Consider the following 21205-nt stretch of genomic DNA (forward strand, 5'->3'; position numbering starts at 1 on the left):
CGAGGCCCTTCACCTGGACCAAGACAGCCGACGAGATCCTCAACTCCCTCGCCGACTACCTCACCAAGGTCGGAACCACCGGCCAGAAAACAGAGCAGAACTAACCCTCAGGATTTCTGGCGCATCACACTAGTGGGCCTGCCCCTATCGTTTGCTGGTTCGCACGCCAACGCATGCGGCATGTCATCCCTGGTCAACGCGGTTGGAGCCAAGCAGACAGGAGCGCCGTCGCGGCGCGGCGGCGATGGTTTTCGGATGGTGTCAGTACGAACGGAACGTACAAGCAATCACCGCTGTACGGTCGACCCATGACGTCTGACGGCAAGGCGACCGAACGATTTCGGCCCAGAGATTCGGGCGGTGATCCGTGGCGGGGTGATGAGCGTCATCGCGTGATGGCCGAAGCGCTGAACCGCTACGGGTTGTGGGATCACCTGTCGGCAGAGCTGCGCGAGTGCGCGATGACCGAGGTCGCGACCGGCTGCTATCCGCTGCATTTCGAGTTTCTTCTCGAGCAGATCGAGTTCTTCGCGGACGGCGAGGAACTGGCCGAGGGCGGGGTCGAGACGTTCCTGCGAGCGCTGGCACCTGCCCTGGCGCGCTACGGCGTGGTGCTGAAGGTCGAGACGATCCGGGACGCCGACGACTACACGGTCTCGATCAACGGGATCCGTTGCGTGGTACTGAGGCCCGAGGACTGGAAGGACGGGGATCCCTGGGCGTTGTCGACCGTCCGCCCCCTGGCCGTCGTCAACCAGCTGCTCGCCGCCGCCGGGCGTAGCGCGCTGCGTGCTCACACCCTCTACGTGGGCGGGAACGAAGGACTCGTCCTCCTGATGGACCCACGAGCCGCCGAGGCGATGCGAAGCAGCGGGCTGTTCCCTGAGCATGAAGTGCCGACGCTGGCCGACGGGGAAGTGAGTGCCCACTGAGGTTGCAGCGGACCCGCAAGGGACTCTCACCCGGACCGACCGGGCGGGACTGCACCGATGTCAGCCGGAACAGGCGGCGATCTGCCCGACGACGGAGAAGCGCTGCTCACACTCCGGGCAGGTCGCCTCGCCGAAGGCATAGGTCAACGCGTGCGCGATCTCCTCATGGCCGTCGGCCCGGGCAAGGTCGTAAAGGCGCCGACCGAGACCCTCCAGGGTGCGGGGATCGGCCGGTTGGAGAGGAAGGGTCTCGACGTCGTCGTCGGAGAGGGCGTAGTCCTCCGTCGTACTGAAGAAGCCCCGTTCTCCGAGAATCACCCACAGCGACGCGCACCCGTCGGGGTCTGGGCACTCGAGCTCGTATTCCTCGCTGACGATGCCCCAGATCAAGTCTTCCGCCCAGTGGATGTCGCCCTCCAGGTTCAGGACCGCCTCGACCAGATGGCAGTAGTCATTCCGGTCGACGGTGACCTGTCGCCACCTGTGTGCGGCGCCCAGCAGGCGTGCGACTTCAGGTGCGTACCGGTGGCGCAGGTTCCGGGTCTCGTGTCGCTGGTCGGACTGGACGAGAAGCGCGCCGGCCAGGTGGAGGGCCGAAGCTGCCGTGTCGGCATGGTCGCCCTGCGCGATGTCGGCCAGCGTGTGCAGCACCAGCGGATCGGCGACCTCCAGAGAGCCGTTGTGGTAGAGCTCCGTCCAAAGGTCGCTCCAAGCCTGACTGTCCCGACCCGTGGCGGCACGCTCCAGCAGGGCCCTCAGGCGGTCGGAATCGGCGTCGTCCGCGCGGGGGACAGGTGAACTCGTCGTCATCTCGAACATCCAAGCAGACGACATCGATTACGACCGCGCACATCCCTTCGGACATCACGCTGGACCGACGGAACCGACACCCCATCAGAGACCAGCGCGGTCACGTCACCTCATCAACATCACCCTCGGCTACCCCTCAAGGGTCTCGATAGAGTCGGGGTGATGACTGGGAACCGAGGCCGTTGGCCGAAGATCGATGAGGAACGCGGCGTCGAGGACGTGACTCTCCTGATCCTGGAGTGGCTGGGCGAGCAGGGCGTGAACGCCGTGATCAGGATGGACGCCGAGAGACTGGCTGACAACGCGCCGGCGTGGACGTTCGCCGCCAGCGGCGGCCCGTTGGCGAATGGGATGCGAGCTGACGGGAGGACTGTACGTCAGTGCATGTCCGTCGCTCTGGCCCGGCTGCGCGACGCCGGCCTGTCGGTTCCGTTTTGATCTCCGGCCGCCGTTCGGCTTCGATCACGATGCCGTCTTCGTCCTTTCGACCGCTCCTTTGAACTGGTTGCACTCGGCTTCTCTGAACTCCACTTTGAATCACGTCAGTTGCAGTTGGTCGAGTGTCCACGCGCTCAAATTGCGTCCTGGTTCTTCTCGATATTCGTCGCTACCCAAGGTCCCCCTTCCTGGTCGTAGGCATACCGAGGCTGATGGCGGCCTTCTGGGACCGCCTGTCGATCTCGATGGTCTCGGCCGGGTAGACCGCCTTGTAGCCCATCGTCGTAGCGAGACTCCTATGCCCGCAGATCACCTGAGCGATGTGCGGTGGCAGGCCGTTCATGATGGCGGCTGTGTTGTATTCCGCAGGACCTCCCGTGATGCAGGTCACTCTCTTTCGTGTTCCCGGAGCCTCGCTGTCAGTGGGGACTGAGATCGTGCCTCCGTGAGCGAATTGGTGGAGCATGTAGATGAGCAGGACCGCGTGTTGGGAGTCGTCGAACGAGGCGAAGCGGAGCGTCAGCACTGGCCGCATCGCATCGCGACGACGATCTGTCGTGATCGGGCAGGACGGATCTTGGTGCTGCGACGGTCCGAAACGCATTCCCGGTTCCCTGGCTACTACGACGTGATGGTGGGTGGCGCCGTGAACGTGGGTGAGTCGTACGAGGAAGCCGCGGCCCGGGAGCTGTCCGAAGAGCTGGGCGTTCGTGTGCCTGTGCGCTTCATGTTCAAGTTCCTTTGCCGGGAGGGGATCGGCCCCGTGTGGTTCGGGGTGCATGAGGCTGTCGTGACTGAACCCCTGATCCCGGACCCGGGCGAGATCGCCTGGCAGGGCTGGCTGACAGAGGCCGAATTGTGCCAGGTCGTCGACCAACGACTCTTCGTTCCGGGAGGACGGAAAGCTCTGGACCGATACCTGCAGTCCGAGTCCGGGCCGGCAACTCAAGAGAGGCGTCTCCCCGGCGATCCGCCGATGTCAGTGGCGACCGCGATGCTGTCGGAGTGATCCCTTGGAACCTGCTGGTCATCGACAAGGCTCTGCGGGCCAGTTGGGCCGCTGACACCTGTTCCCCGGACGACCTCGCCCGCGCCGGCTGGCAGCCCGGCAACCCGGCGTGGGGTCACTGTGACATCACCGCTTTGATAGTGAACGACATCTTCGGTGGCGACCTCATGGTCGGAGAGGTCCACTGCGGCGGGGAACAGCACGGATTTCACTGGTGGAATCGGTTGCCCAGCGGAGTGGACCTCGACCTGACGCACGAGCAGTTCCGTGATGGTCAGACCGTCACCGCAGCCCGGGTCGTCAAACGTCCACCTGGGCCTCTTCCTCGGCGCTGGCAGGAGTATCTCCTTCTGCGCGAGCGCCTCATCGAGCACCTCGGGTCACCTCCCCGAGCCTGCCTGACCCGCGGAGATCGTGCTTCAACTGCACGGCCCGATCACGGTGGTTCGTGGTGCGGGAAGGCGGTTGACCCGGCTGGCCTCGGCGGCGGCATCACGGAGCCGAACGATCTCCTCGTGCTGTGGGGCGAGCCGGGCCAGGGCCCGGGTGCGGAAGTCCGCGAGCTCGTCGATCATCTGTTCCGACTTGGCCAGTCGCTCCCTGAGCTTGGCATTCTCCGCCTTGAGGCGGGTGATCCGGGCTTCGCGGGGGTCGGGAATCTCGCCGGCCTGCTGCAGCGCCTGGACCCGTCGTTCGAACCGCCTCAGGACTTTAGGCCAGCACCTCAACTCAGCGGCGGTGTACGACTTCCCGATGTCGACGACGGCGTGATTCCCCAGTGGCTGTGGTCACGCAATTTCCCCCAGGCCTGGCGGGCTCAGGCATCATCGAACGGTTCGTCACTCCATCTGAATCGGGCGCGACCGTTGCTGATGTGCGGCCGATTGCTGTGGTGGCGCGGGAGTTGTGGATCACGCTGGACACGGTCCGCAAGTGGCGTCGCCGGTTCCTGGCTGCCCGCCCGGACGGGCTGGTGGACGAGCCCAGGACGGGAAGGTCGCCGTAGAGGACGGGCAGTCCATGGGCCTGGGCCTCGACGACGGCCAGTCCGAAGGCCTCCAGCTGGCGCGTGGTGAACACCAGCGCGTCGCTGCTGCGGGTCTACGGGCGCGGCCACGGATCGCGCAAGTCCCCCTCTCCCCGCGACTGGCTGCCGCAGCCCCGATGCGGCCCCTCTCGGCGAAGCGGCAGGCGGCGATGACGGCGCGCCGGATCTGCCCGAAGTACGGAGTCTTCAGGTGCCCCGGTAGATCAGCCGGTCGCCCAGAGTGAGCAGAGCTGGCGCGCCCACGAACCAAACGGGCAGGCGGGTCTCCCGCGGTCCGCCGCTGGTGACCCTGCGGCTCAGGACGGCTGCCGCTGGAAGTCCGATGAGGATCACGGCCGGTGCTCTGAGTCGGGTCCGCTGCCGGCCTCAGAGCACCGCAGTGGCGCTGGGCGCGGAGGTTCAGGCGCGAAGCTGCATGTACTCGAAGACGGAGCCGTCCGGGTGGCGAGCGACGATCCGGGTGCCGTTGGGGACTTCGTTGGGCGCTTCGAGGATCTCGGCGCCCGCCTTGTTGAGGGCTTCGAGAACGGGCGCCAGGGAGCCGACGATGACGGTCCCGTTCTGCGAGACGTAGTTCTCGAGCGGCCCGGAGTAGAGCAGGAAGGGCCCAACGAGTGCCAGCTCAAGATCACGGTACGGGAACCGGCGGACTTCCGTCTCTCCGGTCAATTCCTGGTACAGAGGGATCGCGTCCTCAAGGTTTTCTACCTCAATGTTCGCGACCATTGCGTGGATGTTGCTGCTCATAGTGGTACTCCCTTTTCTGCTTACGGTTCTGGACGGCAGTACCGCCGGTGCGCTTTTGGCGTGCGGCGGCAGATCTGATCACCGACGGTGAAAGTCTTGAATCCCTGAGTGACGTTCGCGTCGGTTCCAGTAGGGCTCTGGTGTGCCCGCGACGACCGCATGTGTGGTCATGTACGCGAGGCCATTCGCGTGGGCTGCAGCCTGGTCGGCGCTTGCCGGATCCAGCGATGCAGGGGCCGCATACCGGGGCATATGCCCTCGGTCGTACGATCAGCAAAACACATATGGACGATCGGGTCAAGAATGGGCGGATGCTGTCGCGCAGGTCACCGTCAGGGCCACCCCGGGGCACCGCTTGCGCGATGATGCCTGGCGCAGATCAGGGGAGACTCCGTCTGACTCGGCTACTTCACGGCCGCGCACGGGGGCGGGCTCGGCCCACGTCTCCCGGACGTCCGCGGACACTCCGACCGGTCGCGACCAGGCCACGCAGACCCAGGCCCTCCTCCGCTGATCCGGCAGGCAGCACCTACGCAGAGGGAGGCAGTGGCGCCGCCGAGGGGAAGAACTGGTGACGTGCCATGGCCACTAGCGTCCGTATCGCGATGGCTCCCACGAGTGCGGTCGCGGCAGCCAGGACGAGGTAGGAGAGAACAAGTTCGCCGGGAGGGTGGCCGGTGCTGGTCCAGTGGAGTCCGGTGGTTGCCACCGTCGTCCAGGAGAAGGTGAAAGCCCAGAAGCCAGGTGTGAACTTCAGGCGGAGAAACAGGGGGAGCAGCCGTACCTGGGCGAGGATCATCAGCAGGCAGTAGCCGGCGAGCACAGCCGCGAGCCGGTCGATACGGTCGTGGTTGAGGGCGAAGCAGGCGACGCTTGCCATGGAGGCGGGTACTACCTCGATGGCGAGCGTCGGCGTGAGGCCCGGCGGCATCGGAGGCCGGAAGAAGAGCCGGGCCAGGATCATGGAGCCCAGGACGACCCACGAGATGATGCCCAGGCCGAACATGACTTCGGCCACGCGCTCCTGCCCGACCTGCACAGCACTGAAGGCGGCAACGAGACCACCGCCGGTGGCGGGCAGAAAGTAGCCTGGGTGAAGCTGGTCCAGCTCGAGCGGGCCGTATATCCATTGCCCGGTGTACCAGCCGGCTGAGAGCAGCGTCAGGACGATGAGGACGTCCACCACTATGCGGCCGGCGTCGGGGGCGTACGGGGCTATTCCCTGCGCTGCGAGGAGCATCGGCGTGATGACCGCCAGTGAGCCGAACGGGCTCCCGACGCTGTCCAGCATGTCGGCCACGAAGGCTCCCCGGACAGACGCTGCGTATCGCAGGTACAGCAGAAGCGTCACGCACCAGACGGCCGCAGCGAGCGCGACCAGGGCACGGCCCACGTCAATCGGCACATGGCCTTCATGGGCTGCTGTGAGCCAGGTGCCGGCCAGGCCGGCGAGGCCCAGAGATATTCCGAAGAAGGCGAGAGGTATGCGCGGCGCGGCCATATCCGAACCTCTGGTTCCCAGGATCATGTCGGGCTTCGCTGGCGTCCGTGGTACGGGACCCGGCCGGGCGAGGACGGCCCCCACGACGCGTTCGCCGCCGGAGAGTCTCGTCCCCGAATCCGTTGGTTCTATCGAGTCTGCATCGACACGAGCTGCACCGCTCGCGCAGTGCGGTGCAGCTCGGGGCATTTGCGAAAGGCAGAAGCCAACGCTCTGCGGGATGCCGGTTGGAGGCTGGTCGTACACAATTGGTTCTGTGAGGCGTTCAGCCCCGGTCGGGAAGCTCTCCGACTTCGTGGACGGTGCGGTTGATGGTGGAGCGGGCGACACCGAACGGCACAGCGAGGACGCACCGCAGCGTGCGGGAGGCCGTGCCGCCGGTGAACGGGCGTTGCCGCAAGGCGCTCGACGAAGACGAGTTGGTGGCGTTCAGGCCTCCAAGGCCCGCTTGCCTGCTGTCACGCACCAACTCGTCAGAGTTCGAGGTCGGTCAGAACCAGGACGCGCTCGTAGGTGTAGTCGTCCATCGCGAACTTCACGCCCTCGCGGCCTACGCCCGACTGCTTGGCGCCGCCGTAGGGCATCTGGTCGGCGCGGTAGGACGGCACGTCACCGATGATCACGCCGCCGACCTCGAGCGCGCGGTGCGCACGGAATGCGGCCTGCACGTCGCGGGTGAACACGCCCGCGTGGAGGCCGTATTTGGAATCGTTGACTGCGGCGAACGCTTCCGCCTCGCCGTCCACCTTCGTCACGGTCAGGACCGGGCCGAACACTTCCTCGCAGGCGAGGGTGGTGTCCGTCGGGACGCTGGTGAGCACGGTGGGTGCGTACGACGCGCCTTCGCGTGTGCCGCCGGTATGGAGTTCGGCGCCTGACGTCACTGCCTCGTCGACCCACGACTCGACACGCACGGCGGCTCCTTCGCTGACGAGCGGGCCGACGTCGGTGGCGGCATCCGACGGGTCACCGGTCACCTGGGCCTCGACGGCGGCGACGATGCGCGGCAGCAGCCGGTCGTACACGGACGCGTCCACGATCACCCGCTGCACGGAGATACAGGACTGGCCGCCCTGGTAGTTGGAGAAGGTGGCGATCCGGGTCGCGGCCCAGTCCAGGTCCTCGTCGCTCGCCCAGTCGGCGAGCACGACCGCCGCGCCGTTGCCGCCCAGTTCCAGGGTGCAGTGCTTGCGGGGGACCGAGTCCATGATGGCGTAGCCGACCTTCTCGGAGCCGGTGAAGGAGATCACGGGCAGGCGCTCGTCCTGGACGAGGGCGGGCATACGGTCGTTGTCGACCGGCAGGATCGACCACGAGCCGGCCGGCAGGTCGGTCTCGGCCAGCACCTCGCCGAGGAGCAGCCCGGAAAGAGGAGTGTTCGGAGCGGGCTTGAGGATGATCGGCACACCGGCGGCGATGGCGGGGGCCACCTTGTGGGCGCCCTGGTTCAGCGGGAAGTTGAACGGGGTGATGCCGAGAACCACGCCCTTGGGAAAGCGGCGGGTCAGGGCGAGGCGCCCCCGGCCGCCTGCATCGGTGTCCAGGCGCTGGGCGTCGCCGCTGTTGAAGCGGCGGGCCTCTTCAGAAGCGAAGCGGAACACGGAGACGGCCCGGCCGACCTCGCTGCGTGCCCACTTGATCGGCTTGCCGTTCTCGGCAGAGATCAGTTGCGCTATCTCCTCGGTCCGCTCAGCAAGGCGCTTGGCCACATGGTGCAGGGCGGCGGCCCGAAGGTGCGCCGGAGAGGCGGCAAATTCGTCCTGCACCGCGTAGGCGGCGGCGACAGCCTCTTCAACCTGTGCGTCGGTCGGCACGGAGACCGTTCCGACCAGGCGGCTGTCCCACGGAGAAGTCACATCGAGGGTGCTGTCGCCTTCGGCCGGGCGTCCTGCGAGCCAGAAGGAATGGACAGAAGTCATAGGTAAGCTTCGGCACTTTCGTGATGGGGGATTTCGAATGGCGGTTCATTCACCGTAGGGGTGTGCCCAGGTGCAATGGCTTGTTCGGCTTGTCAGAGTGAACGGATGGCGCACTCCTGTTTGGCATGAAGAGGTTCCAGGTTGCGTCTGCTTGGCCGACTTGTTGACCGGGCACTCTGGACGTGCGGTCCGTGGCTACCGCCGTCAGGAACAGCTTGTCGGGCACTGGTACTGCCGTCGGCGGAGCGCACGAGCACGTCTTGAGGGAAGGCCCTTTGCGCGGGCTCGCATCAGATGCCTCGGCCGGAGCCGGCACGAGATGCCGTCCGGGTGATGGCGTGGCGTCCGGACCAGCGCACACCTATGACGACGCCGGGGCCCGGTGGGGCGCGGCGTGGCGGTGAGAGGCTGTTGCGTCGCAGCCGGGGCATCGGATCCGGTGTCCGGGCCGTCGGCGGCCACGTTGCGCCTGTCAGGAGTCGGCCTATCGGAAAGCAGGGGTGCCCTGATGGGCGGGAGCGCCTGCACCACACCAGTCCGTCAGGGCCCGTCGGACGTCCTCGGCCCGGCGTTCGGGGTGCCCCTCGGAGGTGGCCCATGCGATGTATGCGTCCGGCCTGACCAGTACGGCTTTTCTTGTCAGGCCTGGCGCGGACACGAACTCGACCTCGGCGGCCCAGCTTTCGGTCACCTCGGCGGGGAGCGGCGCATCTGCGGCGGTGACGAGCACGAAGCGTCGGGTGCGCAGGGCCTCGTACAGCCGCCTTCCGTCGGTCAGCGGCAGGTCGGGAACGCGCTTGCCGACAAGCGGGGGCGCGCCGCTCGGAGCGGCGTAGGCGATGTCGATACCGGAAATCGCCCGGGCCGCCCTCTGGGCCAGGGGCGGGATGCGCAGCACGGTGCGGGCGAAGAGGTCGCGGAATCCGCACATCGCCTTTGGTGTCGTCAGTACCCCGCGCAGGAGTGCGCCGCTCATCCGAAGTACCCGGCGGCCCACCGGATGCCGCTCGGCCTGATAGGTGTCGAGCAGGGCGTCCGAAGCCCGGCCGCGCAGGACGGCCGCCAGTTTCCAGCTGAGGTTGACCGAGTCCTGGATGCTGGTGTTGAGGCCCATCCCGCCGGCAGGTGAGTGCACGTGCGCGGCGTCGCCGACGAGAAACACCCGGCCTACGCGGTAACGGGGGCACTGGCGTTCATCGCTGTGGAACCGGGAGAGCCAGCGTGCGTCCCGCATGCCGAAGTCGTTCCCGAGCGCCCGCTGGGCGACTGTGCGGATCTCGTCCAGATCGACGGGCGTGTTGTCAGGCATGTCGTGGCGACGGTTCCAGGCCATGACGCGGAACCAGCCGTCGCCGAAGGGGACGACGATGGCGAAGGCGTCCCCTACCGCACCGACGGTGGGAGGTTTCCTCGGCGGCTCGGCCAGGCGTACGTCGGCAAGCATCATCGACCGAACCGCGGACCGGCCGGGAAAGGGCAGGCCCAGGGACTCACGCACCTTGCTGTTTCGGCCGTCGGCGCCCACCACGTAGGCAGCGCGCAGGGTTTGCACCGTGCCGTCCGCGGCGCGTACCTCGACGTCGACGCCCGTGGAGTCCTGCCGCAGACCGGTCGCCTCGCAGCCGCTCCTGATGTCCACCCCGTGGGCGAGGGCGCGGGAGCGGAGCAGCCGCTCGGTGTTGTACTGCGGTGTCACCAGCACGTGCGGGTACCGGGTCGGCAGCCGCGACAGGTCGATCTGCAAGAACTGCAGGACCGGATTGCGAAGCCCGGTCTTGAGCAAGTCGTCGGCGATTCCACGGGCGTCGAGTTGCTCCATCGTCCGGGCGTGCACGGCGAACGCCCTGGTGAGCTTCGACTCTCCTTCGCGGCGCTCCACCACGGTACAGGCGATCCCTGCCTCGGCCAGATCGCCCGCCAGCATCAGTCCTGCGGGGCCTGCCCCCACGATCAGCACGTCTTTGCCCGTGCCCATGTGCGTCCTCCGCATCGATCGACATGAAATTCATATGTAGGGCCGCCTCGGCGGTCTTGACGGATGAGCGAGGTCCGCCGGTCAAGCGCGCCGTTCGACGGTCCTCACTGCGTGCTCCCGGTAAGGACCCTCAGGTCGCCGGTGCGCGCGTGGCGGTGAGGATCTCGTCGACCGTGAGCGTCGCGTGTGAGATGGACGGATACCGCGAAATCCTCGCGTCGTAGGCGTCCCGGCCCCCGACTGCCGCGGTCGCATCGGTGAACGTGGTGACGTGGAAGCCGTGCTCCATGCAGTTGCGGGCGGTCGGCTCCTGTCGAGGTCGTTGCCCTTCCAGGGCTGCCCCGAACGTCGGCTCCCACGTCGGTCGTGGGCGATGGCACGGAATCCGCTGTCCGCCACGAAGCTCAGCTGTGGGTCCCACGCGTCGGCGGTCAGAGGTCAGCCGTGGCTGAACACGATCGGCTGACCCGACCCCCAGTCCTTGTAGAGGATCTCAGTTCCGTCTTCGGCCATGATGAAAGGCACGGCGCGGTTCCTTCCCAGCGTCACCGGGAAATCCGGTCTGACCCGCGGCGGACGGATTTCCCTCGGCGGCTGATTCCCATCGGGAATACGATCGGATGGTGCACGTCGAAACAAACGCTACCTGAGAGGCACCGGATCGGCGCGCCGCGAATTCCCAGGTATCGGCCCCGGCTGCAGGACGGACAGAGCCGGGCACCTCTGCGACTTCACCGGCGCACCGTTCGAGGACGGAGAATTACTCAGATCTGGTTCAGGCCACCGTCGACGTAGAGCTCGGTCCCGGTGACGAAGCTGCTCTGGTCGGACGCGAGGAAGAGTGCTGCCGCGGCTGCTTCGGCGGGCTCGCCCATGCGGCCGAGGGGAACCTGCTGCGCGAAGAAGGCGTGGAGCGACTTGGCCTCCTCCTCGTTGGGTGCCAGGCCGGTGATTCCCGGGGTCTTGATCGGTCCGGGCACCAGGGTGTTGACGCGGATGCCACGGCCGCGCAGCTCGTTGGCCCAGGTGCGGGAGAAGGAGCGGACGGCGGCCTTCGAGGCGGCGTAGACGCCGAACGCCTCGCCGCCGGTGGTGGCGGCGGTGGAACCGGTCAGGATCACCGAGGCGCCGTCGTTGAGGAGTGGCAGTGCCTTCTGCACGGTGAACAGCGTCCCCCGGACGTTGGTGTTGAACGTGTCATCGAAGTGCTGCTCCGTCACCTCCTCCAGGGTTGCGAATTCCCCGCCGCCCGCGTTCGCGAAGAGCACGTCGATGCGGCGTCCCTGCTCGGCGACGACCGCGAAGAGCCGGTCGAGGTCGGCCGGATTCGCTACGTCTCCGCGGACAGCGGTGACGTTCGAGCCGATCTCGGCCGCTGCCGCGTCCAGCGCATCCTGACGCCGGCCGGTGATGATCACGTGGGCGCCCTCGGCAGCGAAGCGCTGCGCTGTGGCCAGTCCGATGCCGCTGTTCGCCCCGGTGACCACTGCGACTTTGCCTGCGAGTACTTCCGTCATGACGTGTCTCTCCTCGATGGTTTTTGACTCGTTCGTCCACAACGCTAACCGTTATGGACGAACGAGTCAAATAAGTGTAGGCTCGGACCATGGCACGACCTCGGAAATTCGACGAGCAGCAGGTGCTGGACACCGCCCGGGAGCAGTTCTGGGCGGGCGGGTTCGCCGCCACGCGCATGGACGACATCGCCGCGGCGACGGGCCTCGGCAAGGGCAGCCTGTACGGCGCGTTCGGCGGGAAGCAGGAGCTGTTCCACCGCGTGTTCGACGAGTACTGCCGCGCGATCGTCGACGCCACCGCCCAGCAGCTGCGCGGTGACGACGAGAACGCGTACGCGCGGCTGTCCGCTTACGTCCACGCGGTGGCCGCGGCTACCGCCGCAGATACCGCCCAGCGCGGATGCCTCCTGGCCAAGGGTGCCGCCGAGCTGACTGAACACGACAAGACGGTGGCCGAGCGGGCGCATACGGCCATCGAGGCACTGCGCACGCTGCTGGAGGACGACATCGCCGCCTGCCAGCGCAACGGCGACCTCGCCGCGGACGCGGACCCCGGGGCGCTGGCCGCGCTGGTGCTCGCCGTACTGCGCGGTATCGAAGCACTGGGCAAGGCCGGAGCGAACGAGGAGACGCTGACGGACATAGCCCGCACCGCCCTCGCCGTACTGCCCCGCCCCACGGGCTGACGGCCCCGCCGGGTCACGCAGTCAGGGCCATCGGCATCCGTGTCTGGGGTCAGTACGGCTCTTCCCGCCATGCAAGGCAAGTGGGCCGTCGTCCACCGGACAGGACGAACTTTTTCACTGACGCGCACGAGGTCGATCGGGAGTCCGTCGGCACCAGGAACACTGTGGGTAGTGAGCATGCAGATCGCTACCGGCGCAGTGGCTTCGCCAGGACGTTTCCGATGGGTCGTGGAATTGCGCCGCCTCGTCTCAGTAGCGCAGCGATGATGTGCGGATGTTCTATGACGATCTCAGCGAGTACGCCTACTTGGATGATGATTCGTTCATCGACAGGGAGTCAGGCTTCTACGGACTTCGGTACCGCCCGGAATACACCCGCCTGAACATCGGGTGGCTGGAGGCCGGTAGACGGCACTCGACAGGAGCGGTCCCTGCAGCGTTCGTGGAGAAGCTGAAGGCTGTTCAACAGGTCCAGTGGATGAACGTCTGCCTGGGGGTACACAAGTGCGACCTGTGTCCTGAGGGAGTGGCTCCGGAGGGGAATGGAGAGGTAAGGATCCCGGGCGAGCCCGGGATTGCCTATGCTGCTCCGTTCCTGATCACGCACTACATCACCGCCCACGACTACTGTCCGCCGCAGGCCTTCATCGACGCTGTTCTCTCCGTCGATGTCGACGCGTGGGCTGCCACACGGTGGCCTGATGTCCCCTTCCCCTGGGTCCCAGATGGCGCGGAACGCATGCTGGAGTAGAGAGGGGCGCTGCCTTGCCGGTTGCCATGGCCCGGACGGCGGTTGGCTGCCCGGGGTGTGGGGGAGGAGGCAGTGGCGAAGGCATCCGGGGGATACTGCACGCTCTGCCGGCACATGCGGCGCAACCCCGGTACGAGGGCGAAGAAGCCGAGCGGCTTCGACGACCGGCGCGCTGGGTGATCGCAGCGGTGTGGTGAGGGAAGCGGGGCCACCGGTTTCGGTGAGGCTGCTCCGGCGACGACCGGCACCCCTCGACCTGCCGTGTCCGCAGGCACGGCTCCCGGTGGCGGCGGGCCGCGCATTGCGGCTGCGCACCTTCTCGCGACGGGCGCGGGCAGGCTGCTGCTGCCCGTCGAGGAGGGCCTCACTTCCGAGTCGTGCAGCGCTTTGCCCTGGATCGGGCATCGTCTCGCAGTGCGCCATCGAATGAGTGGCTGTTGCCGCTCGTGGAGTCCGCAATGGCCCGTTCTGGCCGGTGACAGGCACACCATGGTTACAGGACGAGGAGGCGGTCATGCCGGTGTGGCGGTTGAGGGATTTCCATGATGACGACCTGGACCAGGCGATCCGGTTGTGGGACCAGGGCCGGCAGGCTGATCTGTCCTTGGCCGTGTTCCCGGTGTCCGAGGTCGTGGCAGCTGCCCGTGCGGGCCAGGCGGCTGTGGTTGCCGTGGTGGAGGGAGAGCTGGTCGGCATGGCTGTGGCCCGCGCTGAGGGCGAGCGCGGATGGATCTTGATCACGGCCCTGTCGGGTGCGTGGCGAAACCGCGGACTGGGCAGTGCGCTGATCGCCCAGGTCGAGCAGCGGCTGCGCGAGCGCGGGGTGCGCCGGATCAGCGCGGTCCTGACCCCGGGTTCGACCGGGACCACTGCATTGGAGAACTCCGGTTACCGCCGCCTGGACGGTCTGGTCTACTACGAGAAGCTGGAGCATGCAGGGGCGCAGGATGCGGGACTGCTGGCCCAACTCGGCGGCCGGGTCCTGCCACGCGGCCTGTGGGAGCAGCTGGCCGGCATGTTCGAGGCCAAGGACACCATCGACAAGCGCATCGTTCTGCCACTCGCCGAGCCGGAGGTCGCCGAGCGTTACGGGGTCCGTCCCCCGAAAGCCGTCATCTTGTTCGGGCCGCCGGGCACCGGCAAGACCACCTTCGCCAAGGCGATCGCCTCCCGCCTGGGCTGGCCGTTCGTGGAACTCTTCCCCTCACGTCTGGCCGCCGACTCCGACGCAGGACTGGCCGCTTCGCTGCGCGACGTGTTCGCGGACCTGGCCGAGCTGGACAGCGTCCTGTTGTTCATCGACGAGGTCGAGGAGATCGCAGCCGCCCGCTCCGGCCACGCCGTCGACCCCGGACACGGCGTCACCAACGAGCTCCTCAAACTCATCCCCGCGTTCCGCGACCACGACAACCGGCTGCTCGTCTGCGCCACCAACTCCCTGCGCACCCTGGACCCGGCATTCCTGCGCCCCGGCAGGTTCGACTACATCATCCCGGTCGGCCCGCCCGACACGGCCGCCCGCGAGGCGATCTGGCGCCGCTACCTCGGCCCCACCGCCCCGGTGATCGAGATCGACCAGCTGGTCGCCGCCAGCGAGATGTTCACCCCCGCCGACATCGAATACGCCGCGCGCAAGGGCGCCCAACACGCCTTCGAACACGAGATCAGTCACCGCACCGGGACCCCGGCCGCCACCGACGACTTCCTCGCAGCGATCGCCGACACCCGTCCCACCCTCACGGAGCAGGCCCTGCACGACTTCCACGAGGACATCGAGCACCACATCCGAACCTGACGCGTACCCAGCCTGGCTCGCCGTCCCGTCTCCGCGCCGGCTGCCTCGCGGCTTGGGGTTGCCTGCCGTCACGGGGCCGGTCTGCCGGCGGCGTGCGTGGGTCAGGCGAGGCGAGCCACGATGGCGCGGCAGGTGTCCTGCAGGTCTTCGTCGTTCTCGGTGCTTCTGAAGCGGCCGCTGCGGCGGGGCAGTGCGAGTTCCTTTCGGATGAGGGGAAGGGCCGGTGCGGCGGCGTGGCCCATGCGGTTCAGGCAGGCCAGGACGTGGTTGGAGGTCGCTTCATTGTGCTCCCAGGCTCCGAGCAGTGTCTGGACGACGGCAGAGGTCTCGGCATCACCGCCGATGTCCCACAGCGCGGCTGCGGCGTGGACCCGGGTCCACTCGTAGTCGGCGATCAGCATCTGCCGGAGTTGCGGAAGCACTGTCGCGGCGGGCGGACCGATCCGAGCGAGAACGTCGGCCGCCTCATGATGGCGATAGGTGTCGAGCAGGTCGTGGAGCCGCGGCACCACGTTCTCCGGGTCGCCTTCGAGTTCCCACAGAGCGGCCGTGGCAGCCATGCGGAGATCGACGTCCTGCGCGTCGGCCAGAGGGCGGACCACCTCCAAGGCGCATTCGGCCGCGATACCGAAGGAGGCGAGAGCGTTGAGGGCGGACGCGGCGATCCGCCACTCCTCATGACGGACTGCGGCGGTGACTGCGTCCGTGATCGCGGGGACGGCTGCCGGGGCCCGCAGTTCGGTCAGGGCGGACACCAGGGCGCGGGCGCTCATCTCGGTCCACTGCTGGGAGAAGTCGACGTCGGCGAGACGCCGGGTCAGGCGCGGTACGAGTTCACCGGCGGCCGGGCGCATGTAACCGGCGACCTGCACGGCACGCCAGGCGTCGACATCGCTGTCGAGGGCCGTCAGCAGGCCGGGCAGGGCCCGCGGGTCACCCAGGTGTGCCAATGCCCGCACGGCTTCCTGGTGGGCGCGACGCAGGAGCGGTTTCGGCGTTGCCCACACGTCCGGGCCATGCGCCGCGCGGTGTTCGGCCACGTAGGAGGCGAGGGTTTCGCGGGCGGGCTCGGCGACAGGCGCCAACGATCCGAGGCACTCGGCCGCCGCGGCGGCGGTGTATGGATCCTCGGGGAGGAGGCAGTGCGCGACAGCCATGACGAGTTCGCGGTGGTCACCGCGCCAAGCCAGGATCAGATCCTGGGCCATGCGGATCGCGTCGTAGCGGGTGGCGGGGTCCGGGCTGCGGAGCTGCGCGGTGAGCAGGGTCGTGCGTTCGGGCACGCGGGAACCGAGCGACGTGTGGAAGGTGCGGAGCAGGGATGTGGTCGGCGCGTGGACACGGTTGTGCCGTTCGAGGTCCTCGAAGGCAGCGGCCACCTGCGGCGGGACATTCTGCGCCGCCGGTTGTTCGGTGGCTGCCGTGCACGCGCAATCCCCGGAACCCGACCGGCACGCCTCGTTGCCGGGCACGTTCTCCGGTGCGGGTGCCGTGAGCCGGCGCAGGAGCTCGATCGCCGTCGGTACGGCATCGCATCCGATGTCCTGCGGGGCGCAGCGGGCCCGGTGGACGAGCGCGGCGAGCCGGATGTCGGGGGACGACGTCGGATCGTCGGCCAGGGTGTCGAGCCAGGCCCTGGCGGCGGCGTGCGCGGCGGGCAACCGGAGCGCGAGGTCAGCCATCGTCCGGACGACCAGCAGCCGTTCCACCATCCCGCTCTCGGCCGGCAGGCGGCCGCACAGTATCTCCACCGCGCGGTCGCCGTCGTCGAGGAAGAGGCCGAGGCCCTCGATCGCCGCCCGGCGTACGGACGGTTCCGGGTCCGCTGCGTGGCGGACGAAGAGGTCGGCGCTTTCGCGCATCAGTGCCACGCTGTCTACGTGGGCTGTCGACTCCGTACCGTCCGGCGAGATGTAGACGGCGTCGGCGTCGCGGTCCATGGACTCGCGTCCGATGCTGACCAGGAGCTCGATGATCGAGGCACGGTCGGGTGTCGCGGCATCCTGGGCCATGTCGAACAGGAACGGCAGGCTCGCCACCGTGCACGGGTACACGTCGCCCTGGTGGTGAGCCGCGCTGTAGAAGTGGCTGAGGGCCTTGTCGCGGACCTCGGGATCGGCTGAGGCCATCTCCCTCAGCCACACGGGGACGTCGTCGGCCGGCCCGTACGCATGGCTCATCGACGACCAGTTGATGCTGTCGAGTTCGTTGATCATGGATGGCACTATGACGGCCGGCACTGACATCGAGACTCCGAGCCTTGACCGGCCGCGCCATTCGCATGCGTTCTTGGGGGGTGCCCCTATGTCTTTGGTCAAGGGAAACGGGGGTGCGTTGGGTCGGCGGTCCGGGCAGCATGGCGGGGTGAGTGACCTGCTGTGGGATGACGTGAAGTACTTCTTCGACCTGGACTTGATGGGGTCGCTGCCGGACGTGCGTGTCCCGAATGCCTCGGTGGAGGACTGGCAGGCGGTCCTCGACCTTGTCGCGGAAATGGGCTGGAAGTACCAGTACTCCGAGGGAGAGACGGTGCTTCCGGTGCCCCGGGCGGAGGCCGTGCTGTCCCGCCCGGCGGATGCTGAGTGCCCGGACCTGCGGGTCTGGCCGACCGCCGATGTGCTGGCGATCTTCCGTTTCCATGCCGACGACGAAGTCGACTTCGACGTCGACCTGCGGGAGTTGCAGGGCCAGGACCGACTTGATGTGCTCTGCGACTTCCTTCGGGAGATCGGGCGGCGGTTGGGCAAACCGGTGCTGATGGACCCGGAGGGCGACCACGGCCATCCAGTGATCGGCTTCGACGTCGAAGCCGATCGAGTCGTCCTCTTCGCAGACCCGCAGGTCAGGTGACTGAGGCCGACGGCTGCGGTTCGTAGAAGGTCCCGTCACGAAGCATCGCGAACAGCACGTCGGCCCGGCGCCTGGCGAGGCGGAGCAGGGCCTGGGTGTGGTGCTTGCCCTGGGCGATCTTCTTGTCGTAGTAGGCCCAGGACACGGGGTCGCCCAAGGCAGCGAACGCGGAGAGGAAGTAAGCACGTTTGAGCTGCTTGTTTCCCCGTCTGGAGGGCTGTTCACCGCGGATCGATGAGCCCGAGCTCCGGGTCGCCGGGGCGAGACCCGTGTAGGCGGCGAGGTGGCCGGCGGTCGGGAAGGTGCTGCCGTCGCCGACCTCGATCAGAATCCTGGCTCCGGTCCAGTCCTGACGCCGACTCCCGGCATGGGCGTCAGGAAGAGCGCGGGCCCGCCGCACCTGGCGTCCGCCCCGGCGGAGGCATGCGCCAAGCCGCCGACCGGGATGCCCCGCAGGCCCGTTGCTCCGTTCCTCGACGCGCCGAATTCATGGGGCGGTCCGCCGCAGTCCCCCCGGACGCGCGGTGGCCGACTACCCCGTCTGCTCGCGGCGTAACAGTGACATGGCGCAAGAGCGACAGGTGCGACCCCTTGAATGGCGGTGGGGGAGGCCGGAGGATCCAGTGATCTTTCGCTCTTCGCCGCGAATCAGGAGTCTTCCTTGCCCAAGGTTCCCATCCCCCGGCCCGGGCCGATCGCCCTCGCCGTGGCGGCCGCGCTCACACTCGGCGTCATACCCGCGACTGCCGCTGTGTCCGCGTACTCCGCCGGTGAGGCGTCGCACAACGACGCCGGACACCACGCCCCCGGCGATGCCGGCACGCACACCGTCACCCTGATCACGGGTGACAAGGTCACCATCGGGACCGCCGCCGACGGCACCGTCGTGCGCTCCTTCCAGGCCGCGAGCGGAGCCACCACCGGCTTCCACCGTGCTGTGCTGGACGGTGCCACCTACGTCTACCCCGACTCCGCGCTGCCGTACGTGAGCGCCGGCAAGCTCGACAAGCAGCTCTTCAACGTGACGCGGCTGATCGCCGAGGGCTACGACGACGCGCACAGCTCCCGGCTGCCGCTGATCGTGCGCTACACCGGAGCCGCCGCCAAGTCCCGCACCCGGGCGAAGATGGCCGGCTCGACCGACGTCCGCCGTCTGGACAGCATCCAGGGCGCGGCCCTCGCGCAGAACCACAAGCAGGCACCGGAGTTCTGGTCCTCGCTCACCGGGGGCTCCGGCGCGGCGGCCCGGTCCTCGAAGCCGTCCTTCGCGGGCGGCGTAGCCAAGGTGTGGCTGGACGGGAAGGTGAAGGCCGACCTGGCCGACTCCACCGCGCAGATCGGCGCGGACAAGGTCTGGGCGGAGGGCGACACCGGCCAGGGCGTGAAGGTCGCGATGCTCGACAGCGGCGCGGACACCGAACACCCGGACCTGGCCGGGCAGGTGTCCGACAGCGCCAGCTTCGTGCCCGGCGAGGACGACATCGCCGACTACAACGGCCACGGCACGCACGTCGCCTCGACCATCGTCGGCACGGGCAGTGCCTCCGACGGCAAGGAGCGGGGTGTCGCCTCCGGCGCCCGGCTGGCCGTCGGCAAGGTGCTCAACTCCGAGGGCAGCGGCCAGGAATCCTGGATCATCGCGGGCATGGAGTGGGCCGCCCGCGACCAGAAGGCCAGGATCATCAGCATGAGTCTGGGCGGCGGCGGTGACAAGACCGACCCGATGAGCCAGGCCGTCGACGAACTCAGCCACGAGACCGGCGCGTTGTTCGTGATCGCGGCGGGCAACGGCGGCCCGCACTCCATCAGCAGCCCCGGTGCCGCGGACTCCGCGCTGACCGTCGGCGCCGTCGACTCCACCGACACGCTGGCCGACTTCTCCAGCCAGGGCCCGCGTGACGGCGACGGCGGGCTGAAGCCGGAGATCACCGCGCCCGGCGTCGACATCGTCGCGGCGCGCTCGCACTACAAGCGCGGTTCCGGCTACTACACCACGATGAGCGGTACGTCGATGGCGACGCCGCACGTCGCCGGTGCCGCCGCGCTCCTCGCCTCGGAGCACCCCGACTGGACGGGCACCCAGCTCAAGGAGGCGCTGGTCAGCAGTGCCAAGGCAACTCCGGCGTACACCCCGTACCAGGCGGGCGCCGGCCGGCTCGACGCGTCGGCGGCCGTGCACACCACACTCTTCGCCACCACGACCGCCTACTCCGGCTTCCACACGTGGCCCCCGAAGCCCGGGGAGACCGACGCCCAGACGGTGACGTACACCAACGTCGGCGACGCCCCCGTCAGCCTCGACCTCGCGGTCAACGGCACTGTCCCGGCGGGGTTGTTCAGCCTCTCCGAGGACCATGTCACCGTGCCCGCGCACGGCACCTCCACGGTCACCCTGACAGCGGCTCTGGACAAGCTGGCGGGCGACCAGTCGGTCAGCGCCATGATCACCGGTACGGACGGCGCCGGGACGGTCCGCGCCCGGACCCTGATCGGCGCGGCCCGCGAGGGCCAGCGGCAGAACCTGACCGTGGTCGCCAAGGACCGTTCGGGCAAGCCGCTGGAGGGCCGGGTCGTCCTGACCGCCGACCACCTCTTCACGGTGATGGACCTCGACGCGTCCGGCACCGGCACGGCGCGGCTGCCCGTCGGCAGCTACAGCGGCTGGCTCACCGGTGACGTGCAGGGCGCCGAAGGCCCGCACTCGCGCGGCATGGTGCTGCTCGCCTTCAACGACGTGAAGCTGGACCAGGACCGTACCGTCACCCTGGACGGCCGCAACGCACGCCGGATCCTGGCGCGCGTGCCGCAGCAGACCACTGCCGTCGCGCCGCGCCTGGACGCCCACCGGTCCTTCACCGACAGCCTGGTGGAGACATCGATGCTGCCGGACCCGTCGTACGACAGCATCTGGGCGCTCCCGACCGGCAAGAAGGTCACCGACGGCGAGTTCGAGGCCGGCGCCCGCTTCCGCCTCGAGCAGCCCGCGCTGACCGTGGGCACGAAGTCGACGACCTTCAACGACCCGCTGGTCAAGCGCGCTGCCACGCCGCTGCCCGCCGGTACCCGGAACCTGACGGCGGTCTTCGCCGGCACCGGCACGGCCGAGGAGCTCGCGCGGCAGAACGTGCGCGGCAAGGCCGTCGTGGTGCGCGGCGCCGGCACGGCAGGGATCAAGGCCCAGGCGGAGGCCGCCGCGGCCGCCGGCGCCCGGCTGCTGCTGGTCGTCA

The 21205-nt window shown here is 68.2% G+C and carries 19 protein-coding genes and 3 pseudogenes; 10 read left to right on the forward strand and 12 right to left on the reverse strand.

The window, feature by feature from the left end:
• The first annotated feature begins 308 nt into the window (after positions 1–308).
• Complete coding sequence (locus ABT085_RS25195) at positions 309–932, forward strand: hypothetical protein (RefSeq protein ID WP_351612107.1); 624 nt, start codon at positions 309–311, stop codon at positions 930–932.
• A gap of 60 nt (positions 933–992) precedes the next feature.
• Here ABT085_RS25195 and ABT085_RS25200 read toward each other — a convergent pair whose 3' ends face one another.
• Positions 993–1751 (reverse strand): hypothetical protein, encoded by a 759-nt coding sequence (locus ABT085_RS25200; protein ID WP_351612110.1) that lies wholly within the window; start codon positions 1749–1751, stop codon positions 993–995.
• Positions 1752–1961: 210 nt separating this feature from the next.
• Between ABT085_RS25200 and ABT085_RS25205 the strand changes: the two genes are divergently transcribed.
• Entirely contained in the window at positions 1962–2180 is a 219-nt protein-coding gene (locus ABT085_RS25205) for a hypothetical protein (protein ID WP_351612113.1), read from the forward strand.
• 169 nt (positions 2181–2349) lie between these two features.
• Here ABT085_RS25205 and ABT085_RS25210 read toward each other — a convergent pair whose 3' ends face one another.
• A complete protein-coding gene (locus tag ABT085_RS25210; RefSeq protein WP_351612121.1) occupies positions 2350–2523 on the reverse strand; it encodes a hypothetical protein in 174 nt (57 codons plus the stop codon).
• Between the two features lie 102 nt (positions 2524–2625).
• Between ABT085_RS25210 and ABT085_RS25215 the strand changes: the two genes are divergently transcribed.
• Positions 2626–3189, forward strand: a complete 564-nt coding sequence (locus tag ABT085_RS25215) for an NUDIX hydrolase (protein WP_351612123.1) — start codon at positions 2626–2628, stop codon at positions 3187–3189.
• Positions 3186–3506 (forward strand): annotated as a pseudogene (locus ABT085_RS25220) (YunG family protein); the annotation flags it as partial. The gene ABT085_RS25215 and the pseudogene ABT085_RS25220, both read left to right, overlap by 4 nt.
• A gap of 102 nt (positions 3507–3608) precedes the next feature.
• On the opposite strand, the gene ABT085_RS25225 reads toward ABT085_RS25220, so the two are convergent.
• A complete protein-coding gene (locus tag ABT085_RS25225; protein WP_351612126.1) occupies positions 3609–3917 on the reverse strand; it encodes a hypothetical protein in 309 nt (102 codons plus the stop codon).
• Positions 3918–4081: 164 nt separating this feature from the next.
• Here ABT085_RS25225 and ABT085_RS25230 point away from each other — a divergent pair, with 164 nt between their 5' ends.
• Entirely contained in the window at positions 4082–4195 is a 114-nt protein-coding gene (locus tag ABT085_RS25230; protein WP_502982802.1) for a helix-turn-helix domain-containing protein, read from the forward strand.
• Positions 4196–4636: 441 nt separating this feature from the next.
• On the opposite strand, the gene ABT085_RS25235 is transcribed toward ABT085_RS25230, so the two are convergent.
• The 7 genes and pseudogenes from ABT085_RS25235 to ABT085_RS25265 all read right to left on the reverse strand — a co-directional run bounded on the left by ABT085_RS25235 (position 4637) and on the right by ABT085_RS25265 (position 11896).
• The gene (locus tag ABT085_RS25235) at positions 4637–4984 is read right to left on the reverse strand and encodes a VOC family protein (RefSeq protein WP_351612128.1); all 348 of its coding nucleotides are present in this window, start codon (positions 4982–4984) and stop codon (positions 4637–4639) included.
• Between the two features lie 529 nt (positions 4985–5513).
• Complete coding sequence (locus ABT085_RS25240) at positions 5514–6512, reverse strand: SLAC1 family transporter (RefSeq protein WP_351612130.1); 999 nt, start codon at positions 6510–6512, stop codon at positions 5514–5516.
• Positions 6513–6958: 446 nt separating this feature from the next.
• Positions 6959–8404 (reverse strand): aldehyde dehydrogenase family protein, encoded by a 1446-nt coding sequence (locus ABT085_RS25245; RefSeq protein ID WP_351612133.1) that lies wholly within the window; start codon positions 8402–8404, stop codon positions 6959–6961.
• 484 nt (positions 8405–8888) lie between these two features.
• A complete protein-coding gene (locus ABT085_RS25250; RefSeq protein ID WP_351612136.1) occupies positions 8889–10379 on the reverse strand; it encodes an FAD-dependent monooxygenase in 1491 nt (496 codons plus the stop codon).
• Positions 10380–10509: 130 nt separating this feature from the next.
• Positions 10510–10668: a hypothetical protein gene (locus ABT085_RS25255; RefSeq protein ID WP_351612156.1), complete on the reverse strand. Its 159-nt coding sequence runs from the start codon at positions 10666–10668 to the stop codon at positions 10510–10512.
• A 23-nt stretch (positions 10669–10691) separates the two neighbouring features.
• Positions 10692–10892: pseudogene (locus ABT085_RS25260) on the reverse strand (alpha/beta fold hydrolase); the annotation flags it as partial.
• A gap of 251 nt (positions 10893–11143) precedes the next feature.
• On the reverse strand, positions 11144–11896 hold the full coding sequence (locus ABT085_RS25265; protein ID WP_351612139.1) for an SDR family oxidoreductase: 753 nt from the start codon (positions 11894–11896) through the stop codon (positions 11144–11146).
• 89 nt (positions 11897–11985) lie between these two features.
• On the opposite strand from ABT085_RS25265, the gene ABT085_RS25270 reads away from it, so the two are divergent.
• The 3 genes from ABT085_RS25270 (at position 11986) to ABT085_RS25280 (ending at position 15128) form a co-directional block, all read left to right on the forward strand.
• Positions 11986–12582, forward strand: coding sequence for a TetR/AcrR family transcriptional regulator (locus ABT085_RS25270; protein ID WP_351612141.1), 597 nt, complete (start codon positions 11986–11988; stop codon positions 12580–12582).
• 274 nt (positions 12583–12856) lie between these two features.
• The gene (locus tag ABT085_RS25275) at positions 12857–13333 is read left to right on the forward strand and encodes a DUF7919 family protein (RefSeq protein WP_351612144.1); all 477 of its coding nucleotides are present in this window, start codon (positions 12857–12859) and stop codon (positions 13331–13333) included.
• A gap of 514 nt (positions 13334–13847) precedes the next feature.
• On the forward strand, positions 13848–15128 hold the full coding sequence (locus tag ABT085_RS25280; RefSeq protein WP_351612146.1) for an ATP-binding protein: 1281 nt from the start codon (positions 13848–13850) through the stop codon (positions 15126–15128).
• Between the two features lie 101 nt (positions 15129–15229).
• Here the strand turns inward: ABT085_RS25280 and ABT085_RS25285 are convergent, their stop codons facing one another.
• On the reverse strand, positions 15230–17344 hold the full coding sequence (locus ABT085_RS25285; RefSeq protein ID WP_351612148.1) for a HEAT repeat domain-containing protein: 2115 nt from the start codon (positions 17342–17344) through the stop codon (positions 15230–15232).
• 148 nt (positions 17345–17492) lie between these two features.
• On the opposite strand from ABT085_RS25285, the gene ABT085_RS25290 reads away from it, so the two are divergent.
• Complete coding sequence (locus ABT085_RS25290) at positions 17493–17978, forward strand: hypothetical protein (protein ID WP_351612154.1); 486 nt, start codon at positions 17493–17495, stop codon at positions 17976–17978.
• On the opposite strand, the pseudogene ABT085_RS25295 reads toward ABT085_RS25290, so the two are convergent.
• Positions 17971–18356, reverse strand: a pseudogene (locus ABT085_RS25295) (transposase); the annotation flags it as partial. The gene ABT085_RS25290 and the pseudogene ABT085_RS25295 sit on opposite strands and share 8 nt — an antisense overlap.
• 283 nt (positions 18357–18639) lie before the next feature.
• Here ABT085_RS25295 and ABT085_RS25300 point away from each other — a divergent pair.
• Positions 18640–21205, forward strand: a 2566-nt coding sequence (locus ABT085_RS25300; RefSeq protein ID WP_351612151.1) for a S8 family peptidase, incomplete at its 3' end; no start/stop codon positions are given.

The organism is Streptomyces sp. NPDC002265 (assembly GCF_040296125.1).
Taxonomy (GTDB): Bacteria; Actinomycetota; Actinomycetes; order Streptomycetales; family Streptomycetaceae; genus Streptomyces.

What these genes read in the sequence shown, in the direction of transcription:
- ABT085_RS25195 (WP_351612107.1), top strand. Translation starts at nt 309, where the DNA reads ATGACGTCTGACGGCAAGGCGACCGAACGATTTCGGCCCAGAGATTCG.
- ABT085_RS25200 (WP_351612110.1), bottom strand. Translation starts at nt 1,751, where the DNA reads ATGTTCGAGATGACGACGAGTTCACCTGTCCCCCGCGCGGACGACGCC.
- ABT085_RS25210 (WP_351612121.1), bottom strand. Translation starts at nt 2,523, where the DNA reads ATGAACGGCCTGCCACCGCACATCGCTCAGGTGATCTGCGGGCATAGG.
- ABT085_RS25235 (WP_351612128.1), bottom strand. Translation starts at nt 4,984, where the DNA reads ATGAGCAGCAACATCCACGCAATGGTCGCGAACATTGAGGTAGAAAAC.
- ABT085_RS25240 (WP_351612130.1), bottom strand. Translation starts at nt 6,512, where the DNA reads ATGATCCTGGGAACCAGAGGTTCGGATATGGCCGCGCCGCGCATACCT.
- ABT085_RS25245 (WP_351612133.1), bottom strand. Translation starts at nt 8,404, where the DNA reads ATGACTTCTGTCCATTCCTTCTGGCTCGCAGGACGCCCGGCCGAAGGC.
- ABT085_RS25250 (WP_351612136.1), bottom strand. Translation starts at nt 10,379, where the DNA reads ATGGGCACGGGCAAAGACGTGCTGATCGTGGGGGCAGGCCCCGCAGGA.
- ABT085_RS25255 (WP_351612156.1), bottom strand. Translation starts at nt 10,668, where the DNA reads ATGGAGCACGGCTTCCACGTCACCACGTTCACCGATGCGACCGCGGCA.
- ABT085_RS25265 (WP_351612139.1), bottom strand. Translation starts at nt 11,896, where the DNA reads ATGACGGAAGTACTCGCAGGCAAAGTCGCAGTGGTCACCGGGGCGAAC.
- ABT085_RS25270 (WP_351612141.1), top strand. Translation starts at nt 11,986, where the DNA reads ATGGCACGACCTCGGAAATTCGACGAGCAGCAGGTGCTGGACACCGCC.
- ABT085_RS25275 (WP_351612144.1), top strand. Translation starts at nt 12,857, where the DNA reads ATGTTCTATGACGATCTCAGCGAGTACGCCTACTTGGATGATGATTCG.
- ABT085_RS25280 (WP_351612146.1), top strand. Translation starts at nt 13,848, where the DNA reads ATGCCGGTGTGGCGGTTGAGGGATTTCCATGATGACGACCTGGACCAG.
- ABT085_RS25285 (WP_351612148.1), bottom strand. Translation starts at nt 17,344, where the DNA reads ATGATCAACGAACTCGACAGCATCAACTGGTCGTCGATGAGCCATGCG.